Here is a 13,448-nt window from a genome sequence, read left to right as displayed (position 1 = left end):
ATGCTTAAAAGCGAGTTACTGGAGATCATTGCCAACGGAGAAAGCTCCGGAGTGGAGTTTAAGCGTGATGATATCCGCCCGGAGCAACTGGCGAAAGAAGTTGTTGCTATGGCTAACTTCCAGGGAGGATGCGTCCTGCTAGGTGTTGAGGATGATGGCACCATTTCTGGTATTCATCGTCAGAACCTGGAAGAGTGGGTGATGAATGTAATGCAGGATAAAATTCACCCAATGCTTTTGCCGTTCTATGAAGAAGTCCGAATGGATGATTCTCTTACGGTGGCTATCGTGAGCTTTCCTCAAGGAATTTCTAAACCTTATGTCGTGCGCCATCAGGGGAGGGAAGAAATCTTCATTCGCGTGGGGTCCACGTCCAGATTGGCGACTCGCGAGCAGCAAATGCGTTTGTTCGAAATTGTCGGTATGTTACATACCGAGGTGATGCCCGTTCCGAGAACAGATATTACCTGCCTGGATGAAGCCCGCTTATTGAATTATCTGCGCGATATTTTGCATGACCCAGATATTCCGGAGACACCGGAACAATGGCAACAACGGTTGCTGGGGTTGAGCTTTCTGACGCAAGCGGGTGAAAATGTTTGCTGTACGATTGCCGGGTTAGTTCTTTTTGGTAAATATCCACGCCAGTATTTACGTCAATCGGGTATCCGTGTCTTTGCCTTTGCCAGTGAAGACAAAGAATATCAGCCGTTGTTGGATGATATTCTGGATGGCCCAATGGTGGGACGTTTTGATACCGAAGAGGCTGGGAGAGCGTTGATCGATGGAGGATTAATTGAGCGTTTGATGTCAACCATCATGCCATTTATTACTTCTGAGGCCTCTCAACCCGATACGAACTTGCGTCGGGAAACCACCTGGTATTATCCGTTAGAAGCTGTTCGTGAAACCGTTGTAAATGCCCTGGCGCATCGTGACTGGACACGCTTTGTTGAGATTGAAATCGGCTTATATAATAACCGATTCGAGGTTATTAGCCCCGGTGCGCTGAATAACTCTATGTCGGTTGAGAAGATGGTGGCAGGCCAGCGCTCACCGCGTAATACGATTATCATGGAAGTCTTGCGCGACTATGGTTACGTTGATTTCAGGGGAATGGGGGTCAGGACAAAAATTATCCCTCTGACGCAGGCTTTGAGTGGACAAGCACCGGAGTTTACCGCAACGGATGATTATCTGAAGACGGTTCTTTACCGTTCACCATCTCCTTGATATTGACCCAACATTATTGTTTATTCCGAATGTTAGAATATTTCAGTAATGTTGGGATATAATTTCCAAATTGTAGTTATTCTATATTTTCAAATATAAGATTTATACTGAATATAAAAAATCAATTAAGGTAGTTTTATGACTAAACTATTTTAAGATAGATATTATCTCCATGACAACATCCTACGGCTCGCTGTGAATCACCTTCAAGCGGGTTTTATTTTAATTGCCTCAGGAGATAAAAATGATTTGTCCACATTGCGGTTCAACCAACACACAGAAACGAAATGTCGGTAGAAAAATTGGAGGCGGTATTGGCGCAATCGCCGGTGGCGTTGCGGGTATGTCTGGCGGTACTGAGGGTGCAGCGCTCGGTGCGGCGGCAGGCTCAATTATTCCCGGCGTTGGAACGATTGCTGGTGGGGTGATCGGATTTCTGGTGGGGATGGGAAGCGGGGTAGCACTTGGTGCTACGGCCGGTGGTGGTCTGGATGGGGAGGTCTTCGACGAATATATTTGCCATACTTGCATGCTAACATTTGATATCTAGAGTATAAACCTCTCTAAATCACGGTGTGGCATAGTCGATACAGTTGAAGGCCCTCCAGAGAAGCAGAGAGACAAGACTCTCATGGGAAGCGGTTCCTGTGATGCAACACGATACTATTTGCGTTTGTTTCAGTTGGCTAAATACCTGCGCGGAATAGTGCTCCACTTTCGTCTGGCGCTTGTAGGGCAAGGCATTGGGGCTGTTACCTCTTCCTGACCACGCCGAATCGGGCCTGAAATGCGTTGCTCGCACGCAACCAGCCATATGTCAGTAACTGGCAGGTGTAGCTGTATTAGACGCAGCTATTTAGTAGTAATTAGCACTAAGAAACCTGTTGCCTCACCAGAGTTCTCTGCCCGATAATAAAGCAACTTATTACTCCGCAACCGTTACCCTTCAGGGTTGCATAGATTGCCAGCCACACCATCTTTTTTTACCGACAGGTTTGTCAGGAACGTTTTTTATTTCCTAATCATAGGTCGGAGAACGTAACCAAGGCCTGCTGCCGTTTTTCAAGGAACTCTGTTATGTTTAAATACGTACTTTCAGCAATCGCATTGGCGGCAACTAACGCCAGCGCTTATACCGATGTCACTGATGCACTTAACCGACAATACGAAATTTTTGAATGCCAGTTAGACAATGGCGATTATTTCCGAATGACTAATCGGGATGGTTTCCTCCAGTACAACATAGACATTCATAACAAAGATAAAGGAACCACCTGGAACTTTCGGTACCCAGAAAAACCGGATAATAAATTGCTCCACATCGACGCGCGTTACGGAAATGATGAGCGTTACGGGTACCGCGACCGTATTTCCGTTTCATTCATGGGGGGCGGTGATAATAAGAAGGGGGTGATGAAAGTCACGCTGGATACTACTGCTATTCACCAGCTTCATACTAATGATAATCCGAACTGGAAAACTGGACGCGGAATGATTGAGTATTACGATGGCAATAAATTAGTCAACAGGATGATGTGTAAAAACGATGTGCATTTTGCGTGGGAACTGCGTTACCTCATTAAGTCGGAGCAACTGAAACCAGGGTTCACGATGGATTACATTAGCTACAAGGATGGTGAGAAAGTGCATCTTCCATCCTTCTGATAATCCAGATACCTGCATACAGCACATTTTTATGTGGCGTCCGGCTATGTTTTAATTAATAAAAATACTCGCAGAGAGACTCTGCTGAGTATTTAATTAAAGAATCGATTTTTCCACTACTAAATTGGATGTGAACAAAGTACACCATGGAGCAATAAAGAATAGGCAGAAATATTATCTGAAAGTGTGGAATGCCAGAATTAACCAAACAGATGACATTGCCTATAGTATAACAATTACAACTAATTAAGGATGACTCTCATGGCAACAACCAAAACCATTAAATCTATTATCGCAGCGGCTATCCTGGCGACTGCAACGGCGCACGCTGGCGATATGCATCAAGTATTTCAGTGCGATCTTGATGACCATCAGCAGGTTACGGCTTACGCTCAAAATGGCGTGGTCTGGTACGGCTACGTGAATGATCAAACCCATCAGTCATGGGAATATCCAAATGACGATCAGCTCGATGACAATAAATTGTTAACGGTATACAACCTGACTATGCGCTCGGGCGCTTTGCCGTATGTAGAATCTGAGCTGTGGTTCAAATTCAATGACGGCAGTAAGGTTGGTTATGCAATACTTGAATCCGGCTACAATCTGAAAGATGGTCGTCAAACCGGGTCTTATACCATGGTTATTGATGGGCAGCAGACATATACAGCCCAATGTGTTAACAGCAATATTGGGGCCGATGCTATGGCGCAGGATATTCAGACGCACTATTTTGCTAAAGGTTATAACGTATCTAAAGACAGTGCGACTAATACCTTTAATCTGCCAATGTAAACTGCTCACAATATCGCCGGACGAACAGCATCAGCGTTTATTAAATTCACTCTGATGCTGGTTCTGTTTTTACCGGAGAATTCGTCTGCCAGCCAATGATGCCCCGAACCGGTATATACTACCGTATCACCCGTTAACTCTAATCGCAGTATCTCACCGGTCAAAATGCTGTTGTGCTAATCGTTTATATACCTCTAATCACCCACTGAAAATCACCGCACTGTACGCCAGCCCAAGGACTGGTTATGTCATCACCATAATTCGGACTAAATTACTGATACCAGCGTCATAACTTAGCAATAGAAAATTGGTCGTTTATTGATGGAACTTAAAAATATTCAGAGAAATATCCCCGGAATTCACACGTGATCGGCGAAAACGATCAATATCGAAAAATTGATCTGTGAAAACGATCTGATTTTTCAAAAAACCTCTGCCAGCATCAGCCATAAATTTTCCCAGGTATCTGAAAGGCTATTCATGAATACCGCTTTTATGCTGCCACCCGAACTCTCGGCACAGACCTGTCCCGAGGTCTGTGGTCTGGTCTGGAGCTACTCGACGGGCAGTGATGGCCTTACCCCTTTTGACAGTCTGAGCATCTATAGAGGTGCGCAGCTTATCGCAAAACAACCCTGTACCGGTGACGGCTGACCACAGCACTGGCCCCGTCCAGCACGGCACTGCAATGACGACGGACGGCTCACCGACACCCTCATGCAATAATAACCCATCAGGAATTTAACCATGCATACCTGCGCCCGCTGTGGCAAAAAGCGAAGCATTATCGAACGGTTGTTCGCCCTGGACGACGAATACTGCGACGAATGTTTGTTCGATACCGACCAGGAGCACCGCGAGAAACGGGTATTACCCGTTCGCCAGCGAGGTAAGTCCGCAGAGGAGCGTAAGTCATGACGCCGCCATTTGTGACGCCTGATATCAGCATTATTATCCCGGCATATAACGCGGAGGCTACCATTGGCGGGATACTCGACCGTATCCTGCGTGAAACCCGCCTGGCGCTGGAGCTGATTGTCGTGAACGACGGTTCGACAGATTCCACCAGCCGTATCGTTCAGGGTTACCACGACAGCCGTCTCACCCTGCTGGAACAGCCCAACCGGGGCGTCTATGCTGCCAGGAACGCCGCGCTGGCGGTACACCGTGGGGAGTGGGTGATATTTCTGGATGCGGATGACACGGTGACTGATGGCTTTATCTATAACCGCTGGCGAACTGCCGTTGAAATACAGGCGGATGTGGTGCTGTTCAACGCCTGGCGTGGCACTGACGGCGGACCGTACGGGTTGGTTCACTGTAAACAACCTTACGGGCGGTTACTCACCGGGCACGAATGGGTTCGCCACTGTGTCGGCCACCGCGAATGGCCGCATTATCTGTGGCTACAGATAACCCGCTCAGCCTACCTGAGCGAGCACGGGCTGACGTTCCAGGCGGGGAAAAGCCACAAGGATATCCTCTGGACCGTGCAGTTGGCGGTGAACAACGGGCGGTTTTACGTTTCAGACGAGAAAGACTATACTTGGCGTACCAACCCCGCGTCGATTACTCACCGGGCCGACTACTACGATTACCGGGCGCTGGACTATATCGATGTGATTGCCAGGCTGCATCGGTTAGCGTTGTTACCGGAGAATCACCCGATACGTAGCGCCATCCTGCGCCATGCCCTGGTGGAAGCTCGCCACTTCCTGGGGCTGTACCGCCGACGCGTTCAGGATCGGGCTGGTATAAAGCGAGAGTTCCGGGCGCGTACTGCTCTGCGGGCCTTAAGCCGGGGTATACACAGTGCCAGCGACGTGTGCTTCTTTATCAAGCTGGTTGCAAAGCTACGGTAAATTCTCTGTACACCGATGGGTTGAAGTCAGGTCCAGTACCCCTACATTGCGTAGCAATAAACAACCCTGTCGGCCAGGATATACAAATGACAGAAGCTGCGGAAGAACTCACATTCCCGGTTAAATCAACGCGGTACAGACTAAACTTCCCGCTCATAGCGTAAAGCAGGCACTTCCCGGTAATTAATGGGTAACTCATGGGGTATCACGCCACTGGTCGTAGAAGGCGAAGAACAGATATTCGTCCACCAGCCTGTGATGTTCCAGGTTGGCACTCTGCCAGTCAATTATACCCCGCATGAGTTGATGCTGACGGTTTGCAAGCAATGCGCTGAAGACCGCCAGCGCCTGAGCCTCGCGCTGATACGGCGATAAATGGCGATATGCCGTCGTGTAATCCCGTAGCCCCAATCTATGCACCTCACTGGTCAGAACGCTGCTCCAGGGCGTCTCAGGCATAAAGCGGATGGCAGAGCGAGGCGTTAACCGTTCGCTACAATCCGCTGGTGACGTCGGGAGTAAGAACGCCGGAACCAGCATGATACCAATCCCGGAGATATTCGCAGGCACTACCCTGAGCAGGTCGCGATGACGCGATAGCAAACGACCCGTTACATCATCACAGGTAACGCACTTGTTTAAGAACTGCTGATAATGCCGTTGCACTGCGGATAGTGGGATCATATCGTTCATGGTTATTACCTCACTTATCCACGGGATTTTGCTATCTGCTGTTGCAGCCAGCTTTCCACTTCACTTTTCAGCCAGCGTGAAGACCGACCTAATTTAATCGGCTTTGGAAATACCCCATCCTGGATAAGTTTATAAAACCACTTATCTGTGAGACCGGTAAATGTGGTGATAAATTTCATATCGACTAATTGATCGCTTAATAATGTATTTGGCAGGCTGGTCATGATGTTCTCTCCAGTAAACAGGAGAGCAGTACCGGGATGGGTTTGAATGAATGTGGTACTGCTCATGACAAAAACAGTCGCCGTAATAAATCACTTCCAGAGATGGGCTCTTGGCCTTCCCCTGCGGGTTCTATCTGGAATAGTGCTAAACCGGATATTTATTCCATCAGGTTTTTGCTCAGTCTTCGCCAGATAACTGAGAATGTATTTCATAGCGTTTATCCCCTCATCGTCATTGTATTCAGTTACTTCTTCCCCTCTGACTTTATAATGGCGCTGTGGCGTACATCGATGAGCATAACCCTCTGCATCGGTAATACGCTGCCAGCACTCAGCTATCTCCTGAAAGACCGGCCAGGCTTTATTGCGTAACTGAGCATTGATGAATATTGCACTATGTACATGGTGTCGGTGGTTATCCCCATATTCAGTAACCCAGAGATAACCCGCGATACCGTGGATATCTTTTAATGCGTTCTCCAGTTGAACCATATCAGCACACAGGCCATGAATATCCTGCTGAGTAAACTCAGGTGAGTAACTCAGATAGGCAAAATCGATTCTTAACAGAATTAGTTTGGAGAATTTGTTGAAGAGGTTGTCTACATGCTGGTGCAGGCAGCTTTCCAGATGAGGGGATGTTGGGTGATTAGCGTTTGTAACTGGGATTGATTTCATCATGCGTTCCTCATTATGTTGTATCATGAACATGAGAGAGGAACGTAAGTTTTTAGTTGACTCTGGTTAGTAATATTAGATAGGGTATTGATAACGATGTACGTTGTATCCGGTCAGATATACTGTAGCTGTATAATAACAGTAATAACCTTATTTCAGCATGATGGCACATATCACGAATCACTGCTTCCGGGGTCGTGACTGGCTAGCACTGACGGCTATATCCAACCAGGGTGACAGAGCATAGTCTGGTCGATAAAACTAAAAATTCATTCACTGAAGTTCAACGTCGATCATCATTCACTCTTTAGACCTTTAAAATCGTCACGGCGCATTTTCGGTTAATTTTTGATAAATTTGCGACAAAAACACCATAAAATCATGCAGAATGACGGTAAAATCACGGCGTGATTGTTTACATAATGAGGTGTTTGTTGATGAGTTATGAAAATTATGTTTCTGAAAATAACATTCGAAAGTGCCAGTTTTATGTCCGTTACATGGAAAGCCGAAGACGTTCAGGAATAAGCATTCGCGATGAATTTGACTGGGATAGTAAATCTGGAAATACGAGTGACACATGTCAATGGATTAATGATGAACTCAACGATTATTTTCGGAAAAATAAGCGGCGGATAGATCAGTTCATAGAGGAAATGGAGGCGGCCTGTAAGGATGAATTGTTGCCACCAACTGACTTCGAGTGGATTAAAGATAAAAGAATTTGCTTATGGATATGGCATAAAAATAATTCTCATCGTCAAAGACGTGGTGATGCTTTTCCCGATCATCGCGGAAGATTTAACGCCATTGTAGAGTATTTTGATTCACTAGATGAATCAGGAAACCGGAAAAGAGAACTAATTAATGACTTTAAATATGATTGGCAAACAAATGGAAATAAACCCGATCCATTTGCTAGTAAAAGCGAGGAAGTGATAAATTATCTATGGAGTTATTCGATAAAATTGCATGGGAATATCACTCGGCATTTCTCACCGATTAGTGATGAAGATAAAAAAATATGCCTGACTGGTTTTTATGATTGTATTCTGGATACGCCAGAGAAAAAAGAATTGTTTCTTAGGAAGATAAAAAGCGCTCTATCCACCCATAAGCACCGAGAAAAGGCAGGCAAAGGTAACATCAATAAAAAATTTTTATTATCCCTAGAGAATGATAACAAGCTGAATGAAATGATCTCATCCTCAAATATGAAACGTGATGATTTCATGAATCGCCTTATTGCTGAGGAGCATAAAAGACATACCGAAAGAAAGGACCATCTTTAATAATTTCTCAATTATATATTATCCCTGTGGATTTTTGAGGAATACGCCATGCCTCTTTCCTTTTAAATATTTATAATGATGATATCTACAAGAGTAATGAAAAATATGATGAAATATATTCATCCTTGGACATTTAACACCCGCCAGTAACCACCTCTTTGTATATTCCATAACCACATCAACGCCCCGCTCATTTGAGCGGGGCGTTTTCTTTTATGTCGTCCCATTAACTAGATAAGGAATGACCTATGCGATTAGCCAGCCGCTTCGGGCGGATAAACCAGATACGCCGTGACCGTCCATTAACTCATGAAGAACTGATGCAGGTGGTCCCCAGCGTGTTCAGTGAAGACCGCCACGAATCCCGCAGTGACCGATACGCTTACATCCCCACCATCACATTGCTGGAGAACCTGCAACGCGAGGGGTTTCAGCCGTTCTTTGCCTGCCAGTCCAGAGTCAGGGACCCCGGCAAACGTGAACACACCAAGCATCTGCTGCGTCTGCGTCGTGCCGGGCAGATTACCGGTATGCAGGTGCCGGAGATTATTTTGCTCAACAGTCACGATGGCTCCAGTTCATACCAGATGCTACCGGGATACTTCAGAAGCGTCTGTACCAATTCACTCGTCTGCGGTCAGTCGTTTAGCGAAATCCGCGTGCCGCACCGGGGAGACGTGGTGGAGAAGGTTATCGAAGGGGCTTACGAGGTGCTCGGCGTGTTTGACCGCGTGGAGGAAAAACGCGAGGCCATGCAGTCGCTGCAACTCCCGGCCCCGGCGCAGCAGGCTTTTGCGAAAGCCGCGCTGACGTACCGCTTTGGCGAAGACCACCAGCCGGTGACTGAAGCTCAGATTCTGGCTCCCCGCCGCTGGCAGGACGAGTCCGGCGACCTGTGGACGGTCTATAACCGCATCCAGGAGTCGCTGATAAAAGGCGGTCTGGCCGGACGCTCTGCCCAAGGAAAACGTAATCACACCCGCGCCGTAAAAGGCATTGACGGCGACCTGAAGCTCAACAGAGCGTTATGGGTGATGGCCGAAGAACTCCAGCAGGTGCTGAGCTGATACCCGACAGCATCGCATCCATTTCCCCGTATCTATCCAACTCATTCATTTACAGCGAGATTTCATCATGCAGCACACCACTACACCTGAAGCAACAACGACACCGGTACGCCAGATGCAACCCGATCACACCGCTATCACGGCCAGCCTTGTCCCGGATGAAGAACGTATCGCCTTCTGGAGTCGTCGCTTTGGCCGTGTCCGCCAGTGGGTATTTCTCGAGCCCCAGGTGTTTTCCTGGCTTGACCTCTGGAGTACCGACTATCAGGGCGGCATCTGGGATTTTCACATACTGTCGAATGGCGGCGCGTTCCTGACTCCGCCGGAGCTGGAGAGCTACACGCTGTTTAACGAGCATAACGGTAATGACGCGGAGCTCAGTACCGAAGCCACCGGTATCGCCGTCTGCCTGATGGCCTGGAGTCACCATGCCTGTCGTACCGGTTGCCAGGCTATCAGTGAACACTACTACCGCTTGCGCGATTATGCGCTGGCCCACCCTGAATGCAGCGGCATCATGCGGCTGATTGACTAAGGAGACTCCCTTATGAACACAGCACTATCGCTGGTTTCCATCCAGCCCGATGTCATACCTTCTGCGGCAATCAGCCTGACCCCAGGCGCACAGCGCATCATCCGTCAGGCACTGTCGATACTGGAACAGCACCTGCGCCAGCCCGGTGTATCGTTCCTCTCGGCAGAGGAAACCCGCGACTGGTTGCGCCTGAAAATGGCCGGACTGGAGCGGGAGGAATTTATGGTTCTGTTTCTGGATAACCAACATCAACTACTGGCCTATGAAACCCTGTTCACCGGAACTATCAACCATACCGAAGTATACCCCCGCGAGATTGTGAAAGCAGCGTTGCGCCATAATGCCGCTGCGGTGATCCTCGCGCATAATCATCCCTCCGGTGCGGCAGAGCCCAGCAAGGCGGATCGGCTTATCACCAGTAATCTGCAAAATACGCTGCGGCTGGTTGATATTCGTACCCTCGATCATTTGATCGTCGGCCACCGGGATATTGTCTCGTTTGCTGAGCGGGGCTGGCTATGAACATCATCAGTAAGCGCCAGGCGATGACGATTTACCGGCAGACACCCGGCTCACGGCTGGCCTCCTGGTGTACCGGTCATTACCGCTGGACCGGCAGCGTCTGCCATTACACCGGTCGCCAGATACCCGATATCAGCGGTGTACTGGCTGTATTTGCCGAACGTCGTCAGGACCGCCATGGGCCCTATGCACTCCTGCGCTGCGTGACCCTGAATTAATCAACGCTCGTTATCTTTAAGGAAAACTAAAAAGGAAAACTAAAAATGAAATCAAATAACACTAAATCAACCCCTGTATGGGGATTGCCCACGACCTCTAATCCGTCATTTGGTGCGCGCCTGATCCAGGAGGGTAAGCAGTTGCATTATCTGGCCGACCGTTCGGCTATTAACGGCACATTCACCCATGTGCAATTACAGACGCTGAATATCGTATTTCCGGTATTTGTAAAACAGATGCAAGCCGCATTATGTTCCGGCGAACTTAATCCGCGCAAAGCCAGACGGTTTACTTCCACACTGAATGGCATGACCCTGGAGGCCGATACCAATGGCTCGTTTGGCTATGTCTATATCGTGATTTACCTGACTACACAGAGCCAGGGAGAACCGTTATGACCCGCGCCTGTAAAATCAGTGAAGTTATTGCCCACCTGCAACAGCATCATAACGAAGGTTTTGTCCTTTGCAGCCTGTGGTATGAAGATGACGTGCGAAATGTTGATTCCTCCGTCACGACAGAAGAGGCCAGAGCCGTACTCAGTCACGCCGCAAAGCACCACAATGCTGAGCAGGGCATTAACTGGGACACACTGGACGCCGCATTGCAGACTATTCGTCAGAAGTAATTCATAACCCCTCTCCGTTACCAGAATATCCCTTTCACTCAACAGAGACACTTTTATGCAAATCCAACCCCAGCACCCGATACGGGCGGCATCGACACAACCGTCGCCTGTCGAAATCTGGCAGAAAATGCTGACCTATTTACTGGCTAAGCATTATGGCCTCACTCTGAACGACACACCATTTAGCGAAGAAAAGGTGATTCAGGAGCACATTGACGCCGGTATCACACTGGTTAGTGCCGTTAACTTTCTTGTAGAAAAGTATGAGCTTGCTCGTATTGATCGCAGGGGAGTTCGCTGGCAGGAACAATCACCCTATCTCCGGGCTGTCGATATTCTGCGGGCGCGACAGGCAACCGGTCTGTTGCGACGTATTCGTCATCTGGCGGCACACTGAATCTTGCGAGCAGCCTTCCCATATTACATTCCCGATCTTTCTTCCCTGTTAACTCCCTGCATAATGCGTCTGCCATTCCCGGCAGGCGTGTTTGCTTTTATACGGACGAAAAATTATGCAAACAGAAGCTGAAGTTTTAACTGATCATAACGAACTTATCTGCTCGACAAATATTGAACGGATCGTCACCGGACGGAATGCAGCGCTGCAACAGATTGAAGTAGTTATCCACCAGCTTGATGAGATCTCCCGTCTGACATTGAGCATCGGCGGCAACACGGCGGAGCACTGGGCTATGCGGCAAGGGCGAGCTTTTGACTGCTGGTTGATGCAATCGGTGGATAAAGCCTTGCCGGTAATCGCCCGCAATATCGATCGTGGTATCTGGCGTGACCTGATGCTGAAATCGGGGATGTTGTCGTTGATGGATGCTGAGGCTCGCGGTCAGTGGGCAAAGGATCTGGAAGAGGGCGATCTTCCTGCTATCAGCGAGGCCAATATTGTCAGCACTTTTGAGCAACTCCACCATAACAAGCAGGGTGTTTTTGAACGTGGAGTTATCAATGTCTTTAAGGGACTAAGCTGGGACTACAAAACTAATAACCCCTGTTACTTCGGTAAGAAAATCATAGTCAATAATCTGGTGAAACACGACAGATGGGGCTTTAGCCTGAACTGGGGCTGGCGGCGTGACCAACTTGCCGATCTGGAGCGTATGCTGTACTTGCTGGATGGCAAAACCATCCCCGATAACCGGCATGATGTCTCCATCCGGTTTATGGATTTTGTGCGCGATAACCCGCATCAGCAGGTCTTTGAGGATGATTTATTCTCTATTCGCTACTTCCAGAAGGGCAGCGGACATATCACGTTCAAACGTCTGGATCTGGTGGAAAAGATGAATGACATCGTGGCGAAGCACTTTCCGGGGATGTTGCCTGCGAAATGAGATGTGATGTTTTTATAGGCACCTCTATGCTAACCTTAATAGGAGTTATTAAATGTTATTAAAGGAGGTAATCCCTATGGGTTCGCTTACTAAACAAACCATCAGCGCACAGATACCCGTTGAATTGGCCGCTGCTGTTGAAAATCTGGCAATTGAGTTAGATCGTTCTAAAAGCTGGATCATTAAGGAAGCGTTGACCAGTATGCTGGCCGAACGAGAACGGCGTCATCAGAGTATCCAGGCCGGTCTTGCTGATGTGGATGCCGGTCGTGTGGTGAGTCATTCGAACATGGTGGATTTCGCTAACCGTTTAAAGAAAGCCTGATAGATGGAAATTTACTGGACGCTTAAAGCTCAGGATGATCTGGAACGTATCTACCGTTTCGCCCTTCAGTACAGCCGCCAGCACGCCGATAACGTTTTGGATCGCCTGATTATTGGCTGTGCTGGTCTTACAGCGCATCCGGCAATTGGCGTGCAGCAGACTCGGTATGAACCTCGGGAAGTCCGAAAAGTGTTATTCGATGACTATGAGGTTCACTACGAACTCCGTGGCAATGACATCTATATCGTGGATCTCTGGCATACAAAAGAAGAGCGATGAAGGAATTTTCTTTTCGTTCACGAGCGTTGATTACTGAGTAAAAACACATTTTTGTGTCTTTACTCATTTATGTGTTTTAATGGCA

21 protein-coding genes are annotated in these 13,448 nt (G+C 48.0%); 18 read left to right on the top strand and 3 right to left on the bottom strand.

The features are described from left to right. The 7 genes from HV345_RS20550 to HV345_RS20520 all read left to right on the top strand — a co-directional run bounded on the left by HV345_RS20550 (position 1) and on the right by HV345_RS20520 (position 5,555). Positions 1 to 1,233 carry an RNA-binding domain-containing protein gene (locus tag HV345_RS20550; protein ID WP_181506252.1) on the top strand — a complete coding sequence of 411 codons (1,233 nt, stop codon included), beginning with the start codon at positions 1 to 3 and terminating at the stop codon, positions 1,231 to 1,233. A gap of 244 nt (positions 1,234 to 1,477) precedes the next feature. Beyond that, the gene (locus HV345_RS20545; protein WP_181506251.1) at positions 1,478 to 1,783 is read left to right on the top strand and encodes a hypothetical protein; all 306 of its coding nucleotides are present in this window, start codon (positions 1,478 to 1,480) and stop codon (positions 1,781 to 1,783) included. Between the two features lie 527 nt (positions 1,784 to 2,310). Continuing rightward, positions 2,311 to 2,898, top strand: coding sequence for a hypothetical protein (locus HV345_RS20540; RefSeq protein ID WP_181506250.1), 588 nt, complete (start codon positions 2,311 to 2,313; stop codon positions 2,896 to 2,898). 261 nt (positions 2,899 to 3,159) lie between these two features. Further along, positions 3,160 to 3,693 carry a hypothetical protein gene (locus tag HV345_RS20535; protein ID WP_181506249.1) on the top strand — a complete coding sequence of 178 codons (534 nt, stop codon included), beginning with the start codon at positions 3,160 to 3,162 and terminating at the stop codon, positions 3,691 to 3,693. Positions 3,694 to 4,173: 480 nt separating this feature from the next. After that, on the top strand, positions 4,174 to 4,347 hold the full coding sequence (locus HV345_RS20530; RefSeq protein ID WP_181506248.1) for a hypothetical protein: 174 nt from the start codon (positions 4,174 to 4,176) through the stop codon (positions 4,345 to 4,347). A 93-nt stretch (positions 4,348 to 4,440) separates the two neighbouring features. Next, positions 4,441 to 4,611, top strand: a complete 171-nt coding sequence (locus tag HV345_RS20525) for a hypothetical protein (RefSeq protein ID WP_181506247.1) — start codon at positions 4,441 to 4,443, stop codon at positions 4,609 to 4,611. Beyond that, the gene (locus tag HV345_RS20520) at positions 4,608 to 5,555 is read left to right on the top strand and encodes a glycosyltransferase (protein WP_181506246.1); all 948 of its coding nucleotides are present in this window, start codon (positions 4,608 to 4,610) and stop codon (positions 5,553 to 5,555) included. The genes HV345_RS20525 and HV345_RS20520 overlap by 4 nt, the downstream gene beginning before the upstream one ends. Positions 5,556 to 5,750: 195 nt before the next feature. Here the strand turns inward: HV345_RS20520 and HV345_RS20515 are convergent, their stop codons facing one another. The 3 genes from HV345_RS20515 to HV345_RS20505 form a co-directional block, all read right to left on the bottom strand. Beyond that, positions 5,751 to 6,248: a hypothetical protein gene (locus HV345_RS20515; protein ID WP_181506245.1), complete on the bottom strand. Its 498-nt coding sequence runs from the start codon at positions 6,246 to 6,248 to the stop codon at positions 5,751 to 5,753. 14 nt (positions 6,249 to 6,262) lie between these two features. Continuing rightward, positions 6,263 to 6,472 (bottom strand): AlpA family transcriptional regulator, encoded by a 210-nt coding sequence (locus HV345_RS20510; RefSeq protein WP_181507051.1) that lies wholly within the window; start codon positions 6,470 to 6,472, stop codon positions 6,263 to 6,265. 90 nt (positions 6,473 to 6,562) lie between these two features. Further along, positions 6,563 to 7,153 carry an inovirus-type Gp2 protein gene (locus HV345_RS20505; protein ID WP_181506244.1) on the bottom strand — a complete coding sequence of 197 codons (591 nt, stop codon included), beginning with the start codon at positions 7,151 to 7,153 and terminating at the stop codon, positions 6,563 to 6,565. Positions 7,154 to 7,587: 434 nt separating this feature from the next. Here HV345_RS20505 and HV345_RS20500 point away from each other — a divergent pair, with 434 nt between their 5' ends. The 11 genes from HV345_RS20500 to HV345_RS20450 all read left to right on the top strand — a co-directional run bounded on the left by HV345_RS20500 (position 7,588) and on the right by HV345_RS20450 (position 13,363). After that, complete coding sequence (locus HV345_RS20500; protein ID WP_181636002.1) at positions 7,588 to 8,442, top strand: hypothetical protein; 855 nt, start codon at positions 7,588 to 7,590, stop codon at positions 8,440 to 8,442. Positions 8,443 to 8,690: 248 nt separating this feature from the next. Continuing rightward, positions 8,691 to 9,509 carry a DUF932 domain-containing protein gene (locus HV345_RS20495; protein WP_181506242.1) on the top strand — a complete coding sequence of 273 codons (819 nt, stop codon included), beginning with the start codon at positions 8,691 to 8,693 and terminating at the stop codon, positions 9,507 to 9,509. Positions 9,510 to 9,624: 115 nt separating this feature from the next. After that, complete coding sequence (locus HV345_RS20490) at positions 9,625 to 10,044, top strand: antirestriction protein (RefSeq protein WP_181507050.1); 420 nt, start codon at positions 9,625 to 9,627, stop codon at positions 10,042 to 10,044. Between the two features lie 12 nt (positions 10,045 to 10,056). Next, entirely contained in the window at positions 10,057 to 10,566 is a 510-nt protein-coding gene (gene radC / locus HV345_RS20485) for a DNA repair protein RadC (RefSeq protein ID WP_181506241.1), read from the top strand. Further along, positions 10,563 to 10,784: a DUF987 family protein gene (locus tag HV345_RS20480; protein ID WP_181506240.1), complete on the top strand. Its 222-nt coding sequence runs from the start codon at positions 10,563 to 10,565 to the stop codon at positions 10,782 to 10,784. Before radC ends, HV345_RS20480 begins: the two co-directional genes overlap by 4 nt. A 45-nt stretch (positions 10,785 to 10,829) precedes the next feature. Further along, positions 10,830 to 11,183: a type IV toxin-antitoxin system YeeU family antitoxin gene (locus tag HV345_RS20475; protein WP_181506239.1), complete on the top strand. Its 354-nt coding sequence runs from the start codon at positions 10,830 to 10,832 to the stop codon at positions 11,181 to 11,183. Then, entirely contained in the window at positions 11,180 to 11,413 is a 234-nt protein-coding gene (locus HV345_RS20470; protein WP_181506238.1) for a hypothetical protein, read from the top strand. The genes HV345_RS20475 and HV345_RS20470 overlap by 4 nt, the downstream gene beginning before the upstream one ends. A 55-nt stretch (positions 11,414 to 11,468) precedes the next feature. Continuing rightward, positions 11,469 to 11,810, top strand: a complete 342-nt coding sequence (locus tag HV345_RS20465) for a TA system toxin CbtA family protein (protein WP_181506237.1) — start codon at positions 11,469 to 11,471, stop codon at positions 11,808 to 11,810. Positions 11,811 to 11,925: 115 nt separating this feature from the next. Continuing rightward, positions 11,926 to 12,759, top strand: a complete 834-nt coding sequence (locus HV345_RS20460; protein ID WP_181636001.1) for a DUF4942 domain-containing protein — start codon at positions 11,926 to 11,928, stop codon at positions 12,757 to 12,759. 76 nt (positions 12,760 to 12,835) lie between these two features. Beyond that, a complete protein-coding gene (locus HV345_RS20455; RefSeq protein ID WP_094760973.1) occupies positions 12,836 to 13,084 on the top strand; it encodes a CopG family ribbon-helix-helix protein in 249 nt (82 codons plus the stop codon). A 3-nt stretch (positions 13,085 to 13,087) separates the two neighbouring features. Next, a complete protein-coding gene (locus HV345_RS20450) occupies positions 13,088 to 13,363 on the top strand; it encodes a type II toxin-antitoxin system RelE/ParE family toxin (RefSeq protein WP_181636000.1) in 276 nt (91 codons plus the stop codon). Positions 13,364 to 13,448 lie beyond the last annotated feature (85 nt).

This window comes from Citrobacter sp. RHBSTW-00986, from assembly GCF_013783065.1.
GTDB lineage: Bacteria > Pseudomonadota > Gammaproteobacteria > Enterobacterales > Enterobacteriaceae > Citrobacter > Citrobacter braakii.
Note: the sequence above shows the minus strand (reverse complement) of the source record. Positions and strands in the feature narration are given on the sequence as shown.

Bases quoted from the DNA above. Each gene is read 5' to 3' on its own strand.
- HV345_RS20550 (WP_181506252.1), top strand. From the start codon at position 1: ATGCTTAAAAGCGAGTTACTGGAGATCATTGCCAACGGAGAAAGCTCC.
- HV345_RS20545 (WP_181506251.1), top strand. From the start codon at position 1,478: ATGATTTGTCCACATTGCGGTTCAACCAACACACAGAAACGAAATGTC.
- HV345_RS20540 (WP_181506250.1), top strand. From the start codon at position 2,311: ATGTTTAAATACGTACTTTCAGCAATCGCATTGGCGGCAACTAACGCC.
- HV345_RS20535 (WP_181506249.1), top strand. From the start codon at position 3,160: ATGGCAACAACCAAAACCATTAAATCTATTATCGCAGCGGCTATCCTG.
- HV345_RS20530 (WP_181506248.1), top strand. From the start codon at position 4,174: ATGAATACCGCTTTTATGCTGCCACCCGAACTCTCGGCACAGACCTGT.
- HV345_RS20525 (WP_181506247.1), top strand. From the start codon at position 4,441: ATGCATACCTGCGCCCGCTGTGGCAAAAAGCGAAGCATTATCGAACGG.
- HV345_RS20520 (WP_181506246.1), top strand. From the start codon at position 4,608: ATGACGCCGCCATTTGTGACGCCTGATATCAGCATTATTATCCCGGCA.
- HV345_RS20515 (WP_181506245.1), bottom strand. From the start codon at position 6,248: ATGAACGATATGATCCCACTATCCGCAGTGCAACGGCATTATCAGCAG.
- HV345_RS20510 (WP_181507051.1), bottom strand. From the start codon at position 6,472: ATGACCAGCCTGCCAAATACATTATTAAGCGATCAATTAGTCGATATG.
- HV345_RS20505 (WP_181506244.1), bottom strand. From the start codon at position 7,153: ATGATGAAATCAATCCCAGTTACAAACGCTAATCACCCAACATCCCCT.
- HV345_RS20500 (WP_181636002.1), top strand. From the start codon at position 7,588: ATGAGTTATGAAAATTATGTTTCTGAAAATAACATTCGAAAGTGCCAG.
- HV345_RS20495 (WP_181506242.1), top strand. From the start codon at position 8,691: ATGCGATTAGCCAGCCGCTTCGGGCGGATAAACCAGATACGCCGTGAC.
- HV345_RS20490 (WP_181507050.1), top strand. From the start codon at position 9,625: ATGCAACCCGATCACACCGCTATCACGGCCAGCCTTGTCCCGGATGAA.
- radC (WP_181506241.1), top strand. From the start codon at position 10,057: ATGAACACAGCACTATCGCTGGTTTCCATCCAGCCCGATGTCATACCT.
- HV345_RS20480 (WP_181506240.1), top strand. From the start codon at position 10,563: ATGAACATCATCAGTAAGCGCCAGGCGATGACGATTTACCGGCAGACA.
- HV345_RS20475 (WP_181506239.1), top strand. From the start codon at position 10,830: ATGAAATCAAATAACACTAAATCAACCCCTGTATGGGGATTGCCCACG.
- HV345_RS20470 (WP_181506238.1), top strand. From the start codon at position 11,180: ATGACCCGCGCCTGTAAAATCAGTGAAGTTATTGCCCACCTGCAACAG.
- HV345_RS20465 (WP_181506237.1), top strand. From the start codon at position 11,469: ATGCAAATCCAACCCCAGCACCCGATACGGGCGGCATCGACACAACCG.
- HV345_RS20460 (WP_181636001.1), top strand. From the start codon at position 11,926: ATGCAAACAGAAGCTGAAGTTTTAACTGATCATAACGAACTTATCTGC.
- HV345_RS20455 (WP_094760973.1), top strand. From the start codon at position 12,836: ATGGGTTCGCTTACTAAACAAACCATCAGCGCACAGATACCCGTTGAA.
- HV345_RS20450 (WP_181636000.1), top strand. From the start codon at position 13,088: ATGGAAATTTACTGGACGCTTAAAGCTCAGGATGATCTGGAACGTATC.